General features: G+C 69.7%; 12 protein-coding genes and 1 pseudogene. 9 read left to right on the forward strand and 4 right to left on the reverse strand.

Annotated features, from left to right (window positions below; translation table 11 throughout):
• Window positions 1-176 precede the first annotated feature (176 nt).
• Both VKA29_RS20635 and VKA29_RS20640 read left to right on the forward strand, forming a co-directional pair.
• The gene (locus tag VKA29_RS20635; RefSeq protein ID WP_324787358.1) at window positions 177-1193 is read left to right on the forward strand and encodes an ATP-binding cassette domain-containing protein; all 1017 of its coding nucleotides are present in this window, start codon (window positions 177-179) and stop codon (window positions 1191-1193) included.
• Window positions 1190-1990 carry an ABC transporter permease gene (locus VKA29_RS20640; protein ID WP_324787359.1) on the forward strand — a complete coding sequence of 267 codons (801 nt, stop codon included), beginning with the start codon at window positions 1190-1192 and terminating at the stop codon, window positions 1988-1990. The genes VKA29_RS20635 and VKA29_RS20640 overlap by 4 nt, the downstream gene beginning before the upstream one ends.
• Window positions 1991-2057: 67 nt before the next feature.
• Here VKA29_RS20640 and greA read toward each other — a convergent pair whose 3' ends face one another.
• Window positions 2058-2558, reverse strand: coding sequence for a transcription elongation factor GreA (gene greA / locus VKA29_RS20645; RefSeq protein WP_324787360.1), 501 nt, complete (start codon window positions 2556-2558; stop codon window positions 2058-2060).
• Between the two features lie 178 nt (window positions 2559-2736).
• On the reverse strand, window positions 2737-3135 hold the full coding sequence (locus VKA29_RS20650) for a DUF4307 domain-containing protein (protein WP_324787361.1): 399 nt from the start codon (window positions 3133-3135) through the stop codon (window positions 2737-2739).
• Between the two features lie 218 nt (window positions 3136-3353).
• On the opposite strand from VKA29_RS20650, the gene mca reads away from it, so the two are divergent.
• Together mca and VKA29_RS20660 are read left to right on the forward strand one after the other, a co-directional pair.
• Window positions 3354-4214 (forward strand): mycothiol conjugate amidase Mca, encoded by an 861-nt coding sequence (mca, locus tag VKA29_RS20655; protein ID WP_324787552.1) that lies wholly within the window; start codon window positions 3354-3356, stop codon window positions 4212-4214.
• Entirely contained in the window at window positions 4207-4455 is a 249-nt protein-coding gene (locus VKA29_RS20660) for a hypothetical protein (RefSeq protein WP_324787362.1), read from the forward strand. Before mca ends, VKA29_RS20660 begins: the two co-directional genes overlap by 8 nt.
• 398 nt (window positions 4456-4853) lie before the next feature.
• Here the strand turns inward: VKA29_RS20660 and VKA29_RS20665 are convergent, their stop codons facing one another.
• Window positions 4854-8057: a tetratricopeptide repeat protein gene (locus VKA29_RS20665; RefSeq protein ID WP_324787363.1), complete on the reverse strand. Its 3204-nt coding sequence runs from the start codon at window positions 8055-8057 to the stop codon at window positions 4854-4856.
• Between the two features lie 160 nt (window positions 8058-8217).
• Between VKA29_RS20665 and VKA29_RS20670 the strand changes: the two are divergent.
• The 4 genes and pseudogenes from VKA29_RS20670 to VKA29_RS20685 form a co-directional block, all read left to right on the forward strand.
• Window positions 8218-8373, forward strand: a pseudogene (locus VKA29_RS20670) (DUF255 domain-containing protein); the annotation flags it as partial.
• A gap of 523 nt (window positions 8374-8896) precedes the next feature.
• On the forward strand, window positions 8897-10159 hold the full coding sequence (locus VKA29_RS20675; RefSeq protein WP_324787364.1) for an AAA family ATPase: 1263 nt from the start codon (window positions 8897-8899) through the stop codon (window positions 10157-10159).
• The gene (locus VKA29_RS20680; RefSeq protein WP_324787365.1) at window positions 10146-11174 is read left to right on the forward strand and encodes a hypothetical protein; all 1029 of its coding nucleotides are present in this window, start codon (window positions 10146-10148) and stop codon (window positions 11172-11174) included. The genes VKA29_RS20675 and VKA29_RS20680 overlap by 14 nt, the downstream gene beginning before the upstream one ends.
• A gap of 2 nt (window positions 11175-11176) precedes the next feature.
• Window positions 11177-12850: a DUF262 domain-containing protein gene (locus tag VKA29_RS20685; RefSeq protein ID WP_324787366.1), complete on the forward strand. Its 1674-nt coding sequence runs from the start codon at window positions 11177-11179 to the stop codon at window positions 12848-12850.
• Window positions 12851-13456: 606 nt separating this feature from the next.
• Here the strand turns inward: VKA29_RS20685 and VKA29_RS20690 are convergent.
• Window positions 13457-14023: a Uma2 family endonuclease gene (locus VKA29_RS20690; protein WP_324787367.1), complete on the reverse strand. Its 567-nt coding sequence runs from the start codon at window positions 14021-14023 to the stop codon at window positions 13457-13459.
• A gap of 186 nt (window positions 14024-14209) precedes the next feature.
• Between VKA29_RS20690 and VKA29_RS20695 the strand changes: the two genes are divergently transcribed.
• Window positions 14210-16240 carry a thioredoxin domain-containing protein gene (locus tag VKA29_RS20695; protein WP_324787368.1) on the forward strand — a complete coding sequence of 677 codons (2031 nt, stop codon included), beginning with the start codon at window positions 14210-14212 and terminating at the stop codon, window positions 16238-16240.
• Window positions 16241-16393 lie beyond the last annotated feature (153 nt).

Raw genomic sequence — 16393 nt, forward strand, 5'->3', positions numbered from 1 at the left:
GGCTGAAGGCCCAGCTCAGAAGCTTCTTCGTCGCTCGTTCGAGTAAATGCGTTGAGCGACGCGATACATCGCGTTACTGTGTGTCTCGTGCCATCGCCACCTTCGCCGCCCGCCGGGCGGAGCAAAAAGCACGAATCCAGGCTTTCCGGAGCATTCCCGACGACGTGGAGACTGTTATGCCAGGCGCCATCTATGCCGAAGGTCTGAAGAAGACCTTCGGCGACGTAAGAGCACTGGACGGCGTCGACCTCGATGTCCCCGAGGGCACCGTCCTGGGCCTGCTCGGGCCCAACGGCGCGGGCAAGACGACGACCGTCCGCTGTCTGACCACGCTGCTGCGTCCCGACAGCGGCAGAGCCGTCGTCGCGGGCCTCGACGTGCTCAAGCAGCCCAATGAGGTGCGGCGCTCGATCGGCCTGTCCGGCCAGTTCGCCGCCGTCGACGAGTACCTGACCGGCCGGGAGAACCTCCAGATGGTCGGGCGGCTCTACCAGATGAACGCCAGGGCCGCGAAGGCCAGGGCCGTCGAACTGCTCGACCAGTTCGACCTCGCGGACGCCGCCGACCGCCCCGCGAAGACCTACTCCGGAGGCATGCGCCGCCGGCTCGACCTCGCGGCCGCCCTGGTGGTCTCACCGCCCGTGATGTTCATGGACGAGCCCACGACCGGTCTGGACCCGCGCAACCGCCAGCTGCTGTGGGACGTCATCAAGCAGCTCGTCTCCGGCGGCACGACCCTGCTGCTGACCACCCAGTACCTGGAAGAGGCCGATCAGCTCGCGCACGACATAGCGGTCGTCGACCACGGCCGCGTCATCGCCCGCGGCACCTCCGACGAACTCAAGGCACGCACCGGCGGTGAGCGCGTCGAGGTCGTGGTGCACGAGCGCGAACGCATCCCCTCCGCCCGTACGGTCCTGGGCGGATTCGGCAAGGGCGAGGTCACCGTCGAGGAGCACACCCGCAAACTCACCGTGCCCGTCGTCGGCGGCGCCAAGCTGCTGGCCGAGGTCATCCGCGAGCTGGACGTCCTCGGCATCGAGATAGACGACATCGGCCTGCGCCGCCCCACTCTGGACGACGTCTTCCTCTCCCTCACCGGCCACGTGGCCGAGGCCGAGGACGAGGGGAACGGCGAGACGGCCGACGCCGCGGCCAAGGACCGCCGACCCCAGAAGGAGGCCGCCAAGTGAGCGCCGTGAGCGATTCCCTGGTGATCACGCGCCGGAATCTGATCCGCATGAGCCGGATTCCCGAGATGGTCATCTTCGGGCTGGTCCAGCCCATCATGTTCGTGGTGCTGTTCACCTATGTGTTCGGCGGCTCGATCCAGGTCGGCTCGTCCACCTCCACCCAGGCCTACCGCGAGTTCCTGATGGCCGGCATCTTCGCCCAGACCGTGACCTTCGCCACGGCGGGCGCCGGTGCGGGCATCGCCGACGACATGCACAAGGGCCTCATCGACCGCTTCCGCTCGCTGCCCATGACCCGGGGTGCCGTGCTCACCGGCCGCACCATCGCGGACTCGGTACAGACGGCGCTGACCCTCGTCGTCCTGGCGGTCGTCGCCCTGCTCGTCGGCTGGCGCACCCACGAGAACTTCGGCAAGGTGCTCGCCGGATTCGGGCTGCTCCTGCTGCTCGGGTACGCGTTCTCGTGGATCGGCGCGCTGATCGGCCTGTCCGTGCGCACTCCCGAAGCGGCGACCTCGGGCGGTCTCATCTGGCTGTTCCCGCTGACGTTCATCTCGAACGCGTTCGTGGACGCCAACCAGATGCCGACCTTCCTGCGGCACATCGCGGAATGGAACCCGTTCAGCGCCACCGTGCAGGCGTGCCGTGAACTGTTCGGCAACCTTCCGCCGGGCTTCAAGACGCCCGACGCGTGGCCCATGCAGCACCCCGCGCTGGCCTCGCTGATCTGGTCGGTCGTGATCATCCTGGTCTTCCGCACGCTCGCCGTGCGCAAGTACCGGTCGGCCACGGCATGACAGACGCCCCCGGCGTCAGCGCGATCCGCGCGACGCCGGGGGCCGTCACAGCACAGGTGGAGCCGGGTCAGCCGTTGTAGGGCTCGGCCTTCAGGATCGTCACCGAGGCCTTCTTGCCGTTGGGCAGCTCGTACTCCGCGTCCTCGCCGACCTTGTGGCCGATCACGCCGGAGCCCAGCGGGGACTGCGGCGAGTAGGTCTCGATGTCCGAGCTCGCGTACTCACGGGAAGCGAGCAGGAAGGTCAGCGTGTCGTCCTCGTCGCCGTCGAAGGCGATCGTCACGACCATGCCCGGCGCGACGGCGCCGTCCGCCGAGGCCGGGGCCTCGCCGACCTTGGCGTTCTCCAGGAGCTGGGTCAGCTGGCGCACACGGAGCTCCTGCTTGCCCTGCTCCTCCTTGGCCGCGTGGTACCCGCCGTTCTCACGCAGGTCGCCCTCTTCGCGCGCGGCTGCGATCTTGGCGGCGATCTCCGTGCGCGCGGGACCAGTAAGGTACTCAAGCTCGTCCTTGAGCTTGTTGTACGCCTCCTGAGTCAGCCAGGTGACGTTCTCGCTGGTCTGGGTCACAGGTGCTCCTCGTAGGTACTGGGAAGACAAAGCATCGCCCTACCCAGAAGAATGTTCCTTCACAGATGGGCGAAACCACGAGCCTAACAATTCACGGACCGAAGGGGGAGGACATAAGCCACCAGAATCACGTCGGTGCAGGTCAGCCCGCTGGTATTCGGTGAGAGGCCCGGTGGTTTCAGTCGGTGTGACAGCCGAGCAGCTCGGCCGTCGAGCCCCGGGACGTGGTACGCAGCGTGACGACCTTGTCGATCCGCGTGGCGTGCCCGTCGAAGCGGAAGTCGGCCCGGCCCACCTCGGCGCCGTCCGCGGACTGAGACCTGAGGGTGCAGTAGCCGCTCGCGCCGGCGTCCTTGCGGACCTCCAGGTGCACCTGCACCGCGTTCTGCCGGGTGTCGAAGGCGATCACCTCGGCGCTGATCCTGCTCTGGCCGACGTAGTGATAGGCGAAGTAGCCGACCAGCGCGAGCAGCAGGGCGCCGAACACCACACCGGCGATCTTGAGCTTTCGGTCGGCACGCTCGTCCGAGGAACGGCCGTAGCGGCCCTCCGGCAGTCGCGTGCTCGCCGTACTCATGATCGTCCTCTCGGCAGGGTCGGGACTGATGTCCCGAAAGGGGCTCCCGAAGCCGTACCCCGGAATTATCCGCCCCCCGATTCGGTCACTATAGAAGCCTTCGCACGCCAGCCGACCGCCGCCCCTCTACGACGTCCCTCGGGGACGGCACTGTTGGACCGCGCCTCACCGGGCGCCGACTTACCGAGGATTGAGTCTTGACTGACCAACTGCGACTGATGGCCGTCCACGCCCACCCCGACGACGAGTCGAGCAAGGGCGCGGCCACCATGGCGAAGTACGTGTCCGAGGGGGTGGACGTGCTGGTGGTGACCTGCACGGGCGGGGAACGCGGCTCCATCCTCAATCCGAAGCTCCAGGGCGACAAGTACGTCGAGGAGAACATCCACGAGGTGCGCAGGAAGGAGATGGACGAAGCCCGGGAGATCCTCGGCGTGCGGCAGGAATGGCTCGGCTTCGTCGACTCCGGCCTGCCCGAGGGCGACCCGCTGCCGCCGCTGCCGGACGGCTGCTTCGCCCTGGAGGACGTCGACAAGGCGGCCGGCGAGCTGGTGAAGCAGATCCGCGCCTTCCGCCCCCAGGTCATCACCACCTATGACGAGAACGGCGGCTACCCGCACCCCGACCACATCATGACCCACAAGATCTCGATGGTGGCGTTCGAGGGCGCGGCGGACCGTGAGAAGTACCCGGAGGCGGAGTACGGCGAGGCCCACCAGCCGCTGAAGCTCTACTACAACCAGGGCTTCAACCGCCCCCGCACCGAGGCGCTGCACAACGCGATGCTCGAACGCGGCCTGGAGTCGCCCTACGGAGAGTGGCTCAAGCGCTGGAACGAGTTCGAGCGCAAGGAGCGCACGCTGACCACGCACGTCCCGTGCGCCGACTTCTTCGAGATCCGCGACAAGGCACTGATCGCGCACGCCACGCAGATCGACCCCGACGGCGGCTGGTTCCGGGTGCCGATGGAACTCCAGAAGGAGGTCTGGCCGACGGAGGAGTACGAGCTGGCGAAGTCGCTCGTCGACACCTCCCTCCCCGAGGCCGACCTGTTCGCGGGCATCCGCGACAATGCCTGATATGAGCGCAAGCGTGAGCCTGGCAATGACGCACCTCGTCCCCCTCGCCAAGGAGGTGGACGAGAACAAGGTCACCCCCGGCGTCCTCGGCTTCATCGTCTTCGCGGCGATGGCGCTGGCGGTGTGGGGCCTGATGAAGTCCATGAACCGCCACATGGGCAAGGTGAAGTTCAAGGAGCCGGCCGACCCGGACGCCGAGGCGGGCACCGACGCCGCCGACCGGAAGGCGCACCGGAGCTGACGGCCGGGCGCGGGCCGCGGCCGGGCCACCCGCCCCGGGAGGGCGGAGTGCCCGGCGGCCCGCCGGCCGCGTCGGATGGGCCAGGCCCGCCGGCCGCGTCGGACCGGGCCGGGCCTGCCTGCCCCGCAGGCGGGGAGGGCCCGCCCGCCTCGCCCCGCCCTGTCCCGAGGGGCCGGCGTCGGACCGGCCCAGGCCCGCCGGGCCCGGCGACTGATCGGGCCTGGGGACTGACGGGCCCGAGGGCTGACCTGCCCGGGAACTGATCGGCCCGGGAACTGATCGGCCCGGGGACTGACGGGCCCGAGGGCTGACCTGCCCGGGAACTGATCGGCCCGGGAACTGATCGGCCCGGGGACGACGGGCCCGAGGGCTGACCGGCCCGGGGGCCGCGACGCTGGTCAGTGCGGGGGTGGGGGTACCGCCACCCCCATCACCTCCCGGGCATGGCGGCTCGGCACCATGCCCAGCCGCCACGCCTGCCAGCCCGCGTCCAGGTTCACGCCCCGCTCCAGCAGGAGCTGATAGGCGTCGACGTACTCGTCGAGCTTCTCGTCGCGCAGCCGGTGGCCCGTGCGGGACAGCTCGGCGAGTTCCTCCTGCGCGACCGCCGTACCGACCTCCACCCCGCCCGGGGCCGCGTACGGAAGCAGCGTGCAGCGCAGGAAGCGGGCCCAGTCCTCCCCGCGCCGGTCACCGTACGAGGCGAACAGCCCGGCCGCCTCGTCGCACAGGGCCAGCGCCTGCTGCGTCCGCGCGTTGCCCGCGTCCACCACCGCCAGCTCCAGACACGTCCACGCCTCGCCGTGCGCCACCCCGATGCGCTGGAAGTCGGCCCGCGCGTCCACCAGGAGCTGGCGGGCGAACCCCGAGTTGCGCAACGACCCGGTCTGCGCCGCGCGCAGGTCACGGGTCACCCGCGCCGAGTGGTGCCGGGCACAGGCCAGCCCGTACACGTCCCGCATCCGCGAGAACATCGTGCGTGACCGCTCCAGCTCGCGCACGGCCAGGTCCAGGTTCCCCGTCTCCTCCAGCGCCTGGCCCAGGTAGTACACCGTCCAGGCCTCGCCGCGCGCGTCCTCGTTCTCCCGGTGGCGGGCCGCCGCCCCGCGCAGCCCGTCCACCGCGGGGGACGGGTCGCCGGCCACCAGCCGGGCGCGGGCCAGCTGGGTCATCGCCCAGGCCTCGCCGCGGGCGTCGCGGGTGCGGCCGTACCGGTCGAGGGCCGCTCGCAGCTCCGACTCCGCGCGCGGCACGTCGCCCCGGCGCAGGGAGAGCTGGCCGAGCTGGAAGTGCGCCCACGCCTGGCCGTGCACGGACTCGCCCGCGCCGTGCAGGACCAGGGACTCGGTGAGCAGCTCCAGCGCCTCCGCCAGCCGGCCGCGGTCGCGCTCCACCGCCGCGAGCGCGTGCATCGTCCACGCGCGGTCCGTCGCCAGCTCCGGCGGCGCCTGCAGCTCCAGCGCCTCACGCAGCTTCGCCGCGGCCTCGGTGAGGTTGCCCTGGTGGTGGAACGTGATGCCGAGCGAGCACAGGGCGCGGGCGGCACCCGCGTCGTGATGGGCGTCCCGGTACAGGTCGACGACCGACGCCAGCGTCGCGCGCGCCTTGTCCAGCTCGCCCAGCTGGCGGGCCGCGATGCCGGTGCGCCACTGCACCGAGCGGACCAGCAGACCCTGGTCCACCTCCTGCGCCAGTTCGCTGATCTCGCCCAGGCGGTACAGGTCTCCGCGCAGCAGGCAGTAGTCGCACAGCGCCCCGAGCAGGTTCAGCACCGCCCCCTGGTTCACGCCCTCCGTGTGCCGCAGAGTGGCCGTGATGAAGCTCGACTCGTCGTCCAGCCAGCGCAGCGCCTCGTCCAGGGACGTGAAGCCGTGCGGGCTGAAACGGTCGGAGCGGGTGGACATGTTGCCGTCGACCAGGCGCAGCACCGAGTCCGCGAGCTCGGCGTAGTTCACGATCAGGCGCTCCTGGGCCGCCGTGCGCTCGGCCGGGTCCTCCTCGTCCATGAGGCGGGCCTGGGCGAAGGCGCGCACCAGGTCGTGCAGGCGGTAGCGGTTGCCGCGCACGTGGTCGATCAGGCCCGCGCGGGACAGCGCGGTCAGCCGGCGGGTCGCCTCCGCCTCGTCCGTCGCGAGCAGGGCGGCCGCCGCGGCCGCGCCCAGTGAGGCGCGGCCCGCCAGGGCGAGCCGGCGCAGCAGTCGGCGCGCCGGCTCGGACTGGTCGGTGTAACTCAGCCACAGCACCCGCTCGACCGGCGCGACCGGACCGTACGCCCCCAGGTCCGCAGCGAGCCGGCGCGGTGAGCGCGGGCCCAGTGTCGAGCCGGCGACGCGCAGTGCCAGCGGCAGCCCGCCGCACAACTCCCGGATCCGGTCGGCGGACTCGGCGTCGTACGGCCCGGAGCTGTCCTGCGCCGCCGCGCCCAGCAGTTCCTCGGCGCCGGCCGCGTCCAGCGCCCGCACCGGCAGCTGGTGCACCCGGGCGTGCAGACCGGCGGGCAGGTCCAGCGGGTGCCGGGCGGTGACCAGGACGAGGCTGTCGGAACGCTCGGGGACGAGCAGGCCGACCTGCCCGGGGTCGGCGGCGTCGTCCAGGACGACCGTGACCGGCACGCCCGTCAGATGCTGCTGGTACAGCTCGCTCAGCCGCTTGACCTGCTGGTCGGGCGATGAACGCTCACGGAACAGCAACTGCTCGCGGGGCGCGCCGAGCCGGTTGAGCAGGTGCAGCAGAGCGTCGCGGGTCGGCAGCGGCGGCTCCTCGGGGCTGCCGCCGCGCAGGTCCACCACGCACGCGCCGCGGAAGTAGTCCTTCAGGTCGTGCGCGGCACGCACCGCGAGCGCCGTACGGCCGCTGCCGGGCTCGCCGTGCAGCACCACGACCGTCGGCCGGGTCTCGGTACTGGCACGCGAGGCCTGCACCCACTGCCGGATCCGCGCCGTCTCCGGCCGGCGTCCGGCGAACGGGCCGGCCGCCTCCGGGAGCTGGCCGAAGGACTGGGCGAGCACGCTGCGGCCGCGGGCCGCCGCGCTCTTGTCCGCGCCCCGCAGCTGCGGACCCGCCTTCTTCGGGCCCGTGGAGGCGGCGAGCACGCGCTGCTGGTCGAGGAAGGGACGGATGCCACGCACCTCCAGAGCGGTCAGCCACTGCAGCCGCAGCTGCTCCGGCCCGCCCGGCTGACCCACGGCGCCGGCCCGGTGGTGCGCGGCGGGCAGATGGGAACCGGCCACCTTCACGACGGTCGCCGCCGCGCCCGCCACGCCCACGGTGGCGCCCGCGCCGAGGGCCGTCCCGGCGCCGGTGCCGAGGGCCAGGTCGGCCGCACAGGCGGCCAGCGCGGCGACGGCGGCCACCAGCAGCGGGGTCCCCGAAGCCTCTCTGGCGTACCTCTGCGCGAAGGTGAGCCGGCCGGCCTCGGCCTCGTCCAGCGCGCGGGTGTACATCTCGTACTCCTCGGCGGCCGTCCGCGCCATCCCGTCCAGCGCCCCGCGCGCCCGCGACAGCAGCACACCTGCGTCGACGCGTCCGCCCGACCGCCGCACCTCCTCCTCGACGGCCCGGGCCAGCAGCCGCTCGGCCTCCGCCCGATGACTCTCCCGCATGCCACGTCCCCCTCCGGCGGCAACTCCTTTGCGTACGAGTGTCCTTCGGGCCGCGCGGCAGCGCGAGAGGGCGGCGATCACTCACCGGAGGGAGCTCACCGGCGAGCGGCGCGCCCCGCGCGCTGCCACGCGGCGCCCGGGCCCGTGGGAGAGTGGAACGGTGAACCGACTGGCCCATGAGACGTCCCCGTACCTGCTTCAGCACGCCGACAACCCCGTCGACTGGTGGCCCTGGTCGCAGGAGGCCTTCGAGGAAGCCCGCAGGACCGGCAGACCGGTGCTGCTCAGCGTCGGGTATTCGAGCTGCCACTGGTGCCAGTGAGTTCACAGACCCAGTAGTCCGCGGCCCTCGCGTCTGTCTGGGGCGCGGTGCGGCACACTCAGGAGGCGGTGGCTACCTGGAGGTGGAAATACTGAGCCCAAGCGGACCGCAAGTTGACGGATGTGCAAGGCATCCGACACCAGAGGCATCAAGGGGGGCGGAGCTGTTGCTGGCCGCAGGTGATGTCGACCGTGCCCTTTCCAGGAGGTCCAAGGGGCGAGCCAGGCCGCGGCCCGGGGAAAGCTGATCGGCTGGCTGCACTTCCTGGCGCTCAGGCCCACAGCCGCGCGGAGCACCTCTGCCGCCCAGGGGAGGATTGTTGTGTGGAGGCTGTCTCGCCAGATAGCTGGAACTCCGAGGCAGATGTCGGGCATCTCCGGAGCTGGAAGAGCGAAGCTCGGGTGCCGGCTTCCACCGTCTGAGAGTATTGCCGCGGCTAAGCGGCGCGCCGCTGGAGCGGCGTTCGCTGAGGTCGGCACGGCCTCGCCAGACATGGTTTGACCGAACGGGAGCCCAGGTGTCGTTGGAACGGTTCTCACTGGAGAACTATCGCTGCTTCAGGGAGAGACAGGAGGTGGAGCTTGGAAGGATCACCGTGGTGCTGGGCCGGAACAATTCCGGCAAGAGTGCGGTCGTGCGAGCGCTCCCGCTCCTTTCCCTCGGTATCCGCGGCGACTCCCCGTACCCTCTGGACCTGGACCTGATCCAGGGCTTCACTCCTTCGTTCGCCGATCTGATCCACGGCTCGTCGCCCCATGGGCACATTCGCCTGGGAGTGTCGATCGGGCGCGAGGACGGCGAGACCGTCAGTGCCACCGCCGAGGTTCAGAACATCGCCAACCAGGGAATGCAGCTGGTCTCCTCGGTGCAGATCTCCTGCGGGACGGAGGTCGCGAACCTCTCCTGGATCCCTGGCATCGACGCCTACTCCCCGGAGAAGCGCGCGTATCTTGTCGACGGCCAGGAGGCCAAAGTCGGATTTCGCGGGCTGTTGCCCGATCCGGCCGACTGGCCGGACTCCGTCGGCGGTGTCAGCGGCGTCACTGGGCTCATTCGGGAGGGCCTCGACGAGATCCGTTATCTGGGTCCGTTTAGGAAGAGCCCGGAGCGCTTCTTCCGGTCTCCGGCCAGAAGCCTGGGCAGCGTCGGTTATCGGGGCGAGAGGGCGCTCGGCATGCTCGCCGCGGACGAGGTGTACGGGCGCGGTCTGATTGGCCGTGAGGTGAACACCCTGCTGGAAAGCATCCTGCCCGGGTGGCGCCTCGAAGTCACCGACGTCGGCTCCGGGATGTACATCCCCAAGCTGCGTTCCCTGCGCGACCCCGATCTCGTCGTCCACATCGACGACGTCGGTACCGGTGTGGTCCAGTTCCTGCCGATAGTGGTCCAGCGGGCCGCGGACCGCGTGGAACCGCCCGCCGGGCCGGTGATCGAGATCGTGGAGGAGCCCGAACTCCATCTCCATCCTTCGGCGCACGCCGCGGTTGCCGATCTCTACGTCGACGCCGTGCAGGAGTCGCAGGTGCGCTTCCTGGTGGAGACGCACAGCGAGAACTTCCTCCTCAGGCTGCGCCGACGGGTCGCGGAGCGGAAGCTGGCGCCGGAGGACGTGAGGATCTACTTCGTCGAGCAGGCCGAGGGGGCCGCCACCCTGCGGAAGATCGAGGTGGACGCCCTCGGCAACCTCGACTACTGGCCGCGGGGGGTCTTCGCGGAGGACTTCGAGGAGGTACGCGCCCTCGCGGACGCGCAGGCGAATCGGATCGATGATGCGCGTTGAGATTCCCGTCGACCTGTTGAAGGACCGTCAGGGCGATGAGAACGCAGAACTCATATTGAAGCTGATCGCGTTCTTCAGGGAGGCGCGGCACGAGTGGGCGATCTCCCCGCGTGATGTGGACGCCGTCCATACCTTCCTGGAGCGTCACCTCCCGGTCCTGGCGGAGAGCTACCTGCTGCTCGCGCAGAAGGCGAGCATGGCGCAGGCCTGGGCGCCGCAAGGGGGGACCACGGGCGTGGTCAGGGTTGCCGGCGAGACGCTCGCGGCGGACATCCGCGACCTGGAGCGGCCAGCCGTGCTGGTCGTGGAGAACGCGATCTACGACTGGCAGATGATCGAGGCGCTGGCACGCCTGCTCGGCTGCGAGGACGTCATCGACGCCAAGGAGGACAGCCGCCTCGGCGTGTACAACGGAGGCGGCAAGGACGGGGCGACCCGCCACGCCGTCGACCATGCCGCGCAGTTCTCCCGTACCAAGCGTGTGGTCCTCGTCATCGACAGCGACAGCTTCCACCCCACGGACCGGACCGTCAATCACGAGAAGGCCGAAGCCGCGGCCCGCGAAGGTGTGAGGGCGCACGTCCTCAGCTTCCGGGAGATGGAGAACTACATTCCCAACCGGGTCCTGGCCCGGCAGCCGAAGAAGACGGTGGGAATGTCCTCCATGGCCAAGCGCCTGGAGTCCCTCAAGACCTTCTCGCCCGAGCAGCGTGCCCACTTCGACATGAAGCACGGGTTCAAGGGGAAGCCGCAGAAGGGTGCCGACCAGAAGGGGCGCCACTCCGGGAAGGCGGGGACCACCTACGTCATCCCGTCGCGCCACGGTGATCTGTACGACGAAGTGGCGGAGCAGGATCTCATCACCCTCCAGGAGGGATTCGGAACGGACTTACCGGATCTGTTCCTGCAAGAGGTGAAGCGCGGCGGCATATCGGAGCGGGACCTGGACGGCCTGGGCCCCGGAGCGAAACAGGAATTGCGATCGATGTTCGAAACGATTCGGGGCGTGATCTGAGCATGGGAGACATCGAGGTGGTCAAGGATATCTCCGTAGTGCCGGAGGTCCACTTCCTGGAGCAGGTCCTGGAGCGGATCGCGCAGGGCGAGCTGCGGGTGCCGAAGTTCCAGCGCCCGTTCCTGTGGCGCCCCGAGCAGATGCTCCAGCTCTTCGACAGCATGGAGCGCGGCTACCCGATGGGCAGCCTGCTCATCTGGGAGACCACCATGCCGCTCGAAAGCCTCGACACCATCGGTGGGCGCAGGATTCCGCCAGCACCGGAAGGGGCGAAGGTCGCCTACGTCTTGGACGGTCACCAGCGGCTCTCAACGCTCTTCGGCGTCCTCCACCGCTCGGCCGACGCCCCGCGGTCCGCCCGTCAGGAGGACTGGATGTGGTGGGTCTACCGGCCTCTCGTCCGGTCGGAGCACGACGGCGTGCGCTATCGCCACTGGAAGAGCGGCGAGCCGGTGCCCAGCCACTTCCTGCCCATGCGGTCCGTACTGGGGACCCTGGACTTCCTCGAATACGCACGGACGCTGTCCGACGTCGCCCACTCCCGTGAGGAAGCCGACCGCCTCACCAAGGAGAGTGAGCGCATCGCGAAGCGGGTGAAGAACTACAAGGTCTCCGTGGTGCGCATGGAGGGCGGCACTCTCCAGCAGGCCATCGAGGTCTTCTCCAGAATCAACAGCAGCGGCCAGAAGATGCGTCCCGACCAGATGGTCTCCGCACTGACCTACGGGACCATCGGCTCGGAGACGCTCAGCGACAAGATGGAGGAGATCAAGGGACGGATCGCCGCTTCGGGCTTCGGGGAGATCCCGATCATGACGATCTTCCAGACCGTCCTCGCGCTGTCCGGCGAGGAGGACGTGCAGCGGGACACCTCCTGGGAGACGATGGCCCGCAAGGTCCAGGGCCAGCTCATGACCGCGGTGAAGGACACCGACCTGATCCTCCAGAAGGTGGTCGAGTTCCTGCGGGAGGAGGTCCGGGTCCCGCTGGCTCGCCTGGTTCCCTACAACATCCAGATCATGCTGCTCGCCGTCTTCTTCCACTTCTCCGACAAGGTCGAAGCGGAGCAGCGGGTCAAGCTCCGGCACTGGTTCTGGACCACATCCCTGGCGGGCACCTTCGCCGGGTCCACCACCACCCAGGTCCGGAACTTCATCACGGAGATGAAGGCCTTCGCCCGGGGCAAGGGCGGCCTCAGCTATGCCGCTGAGCGGGCCCGTTCCTTCCCCGAACGCTTCGACCTGCGCAGCGCGCGCGTGCGCGCCTACCTCCTCTGGGACCTGCAGACGTTCCCGGATCGGAAGAACCTCGACGGCGGCACCGCCAACGTGCTGGAACAGCTGGCGACGGCGCACAGCGAGACCTATCGACACGTCATCACGCAGAGCGGGGTCCCCGGGGCTTCCAGTCCCGCCAACCGGATCGTCATGACGACGCCGCCGGGTGTGTCGATCCGGCAGGCGCTCATCAGGCTCGCGGAGGACGGGCGGACCGACATCCTGGACTCGCACGGAGTCAGCCTCGCGTCCATCGAGCACCTCAAGGCCGACGAGTTCACTGAGTTCATCCTCGCCCGGCAGCACGAACTGGCGGCGCGGGAGCGGCAGTTCATCGAGAGCCTGGGCATCAAGTCGGCCGACAAGGAGGTCGGCGAGGCCGACATCGACACCGAGTGAGGGGGAGCGATTTCAGGCTTGTGAAGCCTTGAAAGCGCAACGCGGCTTTCCTGCCCTGGAGCCGCAGTCGGCATGGCGATCATCACCTACTTGAGCCCTGTCTGAACCGACCTGGCCGTGAGGGATGCCTCTGCACTGTCCAGCACGGCCAGGATCATCACACGAGCTTCTACGCTCGACTCGTGAGGATCGGCCTACCTTCCCGTGTCCTCCTGTATCGCCGCCGACAGTGACGTCCGCATGGATGGTCAGCTAGTGGCCGAACATGTTGCCTGCAGCGCCATGGTTCGAGTTTGAGAGTGGAGCGTCACTCGGCGGCGATGGCAAAGCGGGACAGTCGTAGCCCGTCAGCGTCGATGAACCGCAACTGGATACCAGGACTTGGGTCGCCCTTTTGGACGGCTGCCCTGTCGGTGCGACCGTCAGCCAACGGGCCCTTGAGTAGTTCTTGACCGGGCACGGCTGAACGATCGTGTACGGGCTGGAGTGGCATCCGCACGTGGTGCATCTGGTTCGTAGTCGGAGAATGCCCTAATCGGTCCGCGAAGCACCGTGATGCGGGCGCTGACGGTCAAGCGTCGATGGCGGGGTGGCCTTCTCAGTACCTTACAAGAGCCCAAGATCGACCGTGATGGAGAAAGGTGCGGTGGCTTTCACCGTGCCGGTGAACATCTCGCCGTCCCTGTAAGCCTTGGTGGCGGGGTCGAGGACGTAGGTGTAGACGATCGGGACACCCGTGGCGGCCTGCTCGACACGCCAGTAGAAGGGGATGCCAGCTTTGGCGTACTGGTCCACCTTCACGATCCGGTCAGTTGTTTCCGAGCCGGGCGACACGACCTCGACAACCAGGAGTACGTGCTCGGGGCGGGTGGGTGTGAGGTCGATGGTTTCCGCCCGGTAGACGGTGACGTCCGGGCGGCGGTTGGTGAGTGGAACGTCCTGCAGGCGGACGTCGAAGTCCGTGTCTGCGCTCCAGTCCGGGCCCGCGGCGGCGTCCAGGGCATTGGCCAGGATCCGAGCCAGTCGGTTGTGCCGCTTGGAGGCGCTCGGGCTCACGACGACCATCCCGTCTACGATCTCGATGCCGGCGCACTGCTCCTCGGACCAGGAGTCGTACTGCTCCGCGCTGATCTGTGAATGCATCCACGCGGGCGCCACCATCTCGGCGGTCATGTGTACCTCCTTCGAGGAGCCTCGGCAGGGCTGGCACTGCTGCGCCCAGCTTACTGTTCCGAGGTGTCGGGACGCCCGGCTCGGAGGAAGTCCGGCGCCGACTGTCAAGGCCAGGAGTTGCCCAGCGCGAGGCGGGTCCGTGAGGGTTTCGCCGGCCGTGCCAGCCGCTGTGAGAGGCTGGGTCGTATGAACCGGTTGGCTCGTACGACCTCGCCTTATCTGCTTCAGCACGCTGACAATCCAGTCGACTGGTGGCCGTGGGGACCTGAGGCGTTCGAGGAGGCGAAACGGCGCGATGTGCCCGTTCTGCTGTCAGTCGGATACTCTGCGTGCCACTGGTGCCACGTCATGGCTCACGAGTCGTTCGAGGACCGGGCCACCGCCGAGTTCCTCAACGAGCACTTCGTCAGCGTCAAGGTGGACCGTGAGGAGCGGCCCGACGTGGACGCCGTCTACATGGAGGCCGTGCAGGCCGCCACCGGGCAGGGGGGCTGGCCCATGACGGTGTTCCTCACGCCGGACGCCGAGCCCTTCTACTTCGGCACCTACTTCCCGCCCGAGCCCCGCCACGGCACGCCGTCGTTCCGGCAGGTGCTGGAGGGGGTGCGGGCCGCCTGGGCGGACCGGCCGGGGGAGGTGGCGGAGGTCGCCGGGAAGATCGTGCGCGACCTGGCCGGCCGGGAGATCGGCTTCGGCTCCACCCAGGCGCCCGGCGAGGCGGAGATCGCCCAGGCGCTGCTCGGCCTGACCCGGGAGTACGACGCGCAGCGCGGCGGGTTCGGCGGCGCGCCGAAGTTCCCGCCGTCCATGGTGCTGGAGTTCCTGCTGCGCCACCACGCCCGCACCGGTGCCGAGGGCGCCCTGCAGATGGCCCAGGACACCTGCGAGCGGATGGCGCGCGGCGGGATCTACGACCAGCTCGGGGGCGGCTTCGCGCGCTATGCCGTGGACCGCGGCTGGGTGGTCCCGCACTTCGAGAAGATGCTGTACGACAACGCGCTGCTGTGCCGGGTCTACACCCACCTGTGGCGCGTCACCGGCTCGGAGACGGCCCGCCGGGTCGCCCTGGAGACGGCCGACTTCATGGTGCGCGAACTGCGCACGGCCGAGGGCGGGTTCGCCTCCGCGCTGGACGCCGACAGCGACGACGGCAGCGGCCGGCACGTCGAGGGCGCGTACTACGTGTGGGATCCGGCGCAGTTGCGGGAGGTGCTCGGCGACGACGACGCCGAACTCGCCGCCCGGTACTTCGGCGTGACCGAGGAGGGCACCTTCGAGCACGGCCGTTCGGTGCTGCGACTGCCGCAGCAGGAGGGCGTGTTCGACGCGGAGCGGCTGGAGTCGGTCCGCGGGCGGCTGTTCGCCGCGCGCGCCGGGCGGCCCGCCCCGGGCCGGGACGACAAGGTCGTCGCCGCCTGGAACGGTCTCGCCGTCGCCGCGCTCGCCGAGACCGGTGCCTGCTTCGACCGTCCGGACCTGGTCGAGGCCGCGGCCGGCGCCGCCGATCTCCTCGTACGGCTGCACCTGGACGAGCACGCCCGGCTCACCCGTACCAGCAAGGACGGGCGGGCAGGCGCCAACGCGGGGGTGCTGGAGGACTACGCCGACGTCGCCGAGGGCTTCCTCGCGCTGGCGTCCGTCACCGGCGAGGGCGTGTGGCTGGAATTCGCCGGGCTGCTGCTCGACCACGTCCTCGCCCGCTTCGTGGACGCCGGTTCGGGCGCGCTGTACGACACCGCGGACGACGCGGAGCAGCTGATCCGCCGTCCGCAGGACCCGACCGACAACGCCACGCCGTCCGGCTGGAGCGCGGCCGCGGGTGCCCTGCTGAGCTATGCCGCCCACACCGGTTCCGAGCCCCACCGGACGGCCGCGGAGCGGGCGCTCGGGGTGGTGAAGGCGCTCGGGCCGCGGGTGCCCCGGTTCATCGGCTGGGGGCTGGCCGTCGCCGAGGCGTGGCTCGACGGGCCGCGCGAGGTCGCGGTCGTCGGTCCGTCCCTGGACGACGAGGCGACGCGGACCCTGCACCGTACGGCGCTGCTGGGCACCGCCCCGGGAGCGGTCGTCGCGGTCGGGGCGGTGGACGGTGACGAGTTCCCGCTGCTCGAAGGGCGTCCGCTGATCGACGGAGGGGCCGCCGCCTACGTCTGCCGTAACTTCACCTGCGACGCCCCGACGACCGACCCGGAGCGGCTGCGCACCGCGCTGAGCAGCTGAAAGAGCCAGAACGCGGTGCCGCGGCGCGGCCGATGTTCGAATTGTTCACTCTGGGGACCCGTTGTGGCGAAACGCGCTCTTCACTGAAAGGCCCTGCGCGCTTCACGGTTCCCCCCTAATCTCTGCACAGTGGCGCGAGAGGGACAACTCCCT

Origin of the sequence: Streptomyces sp. H51 (genome assembly GCF_035656535.1) — a bacterium.
Taxonomy (GTDB): Bacteria; Actinomycetota; Actinomycetes; order Streptomycetales; family Streptomycetaceae; genus Streptomyces.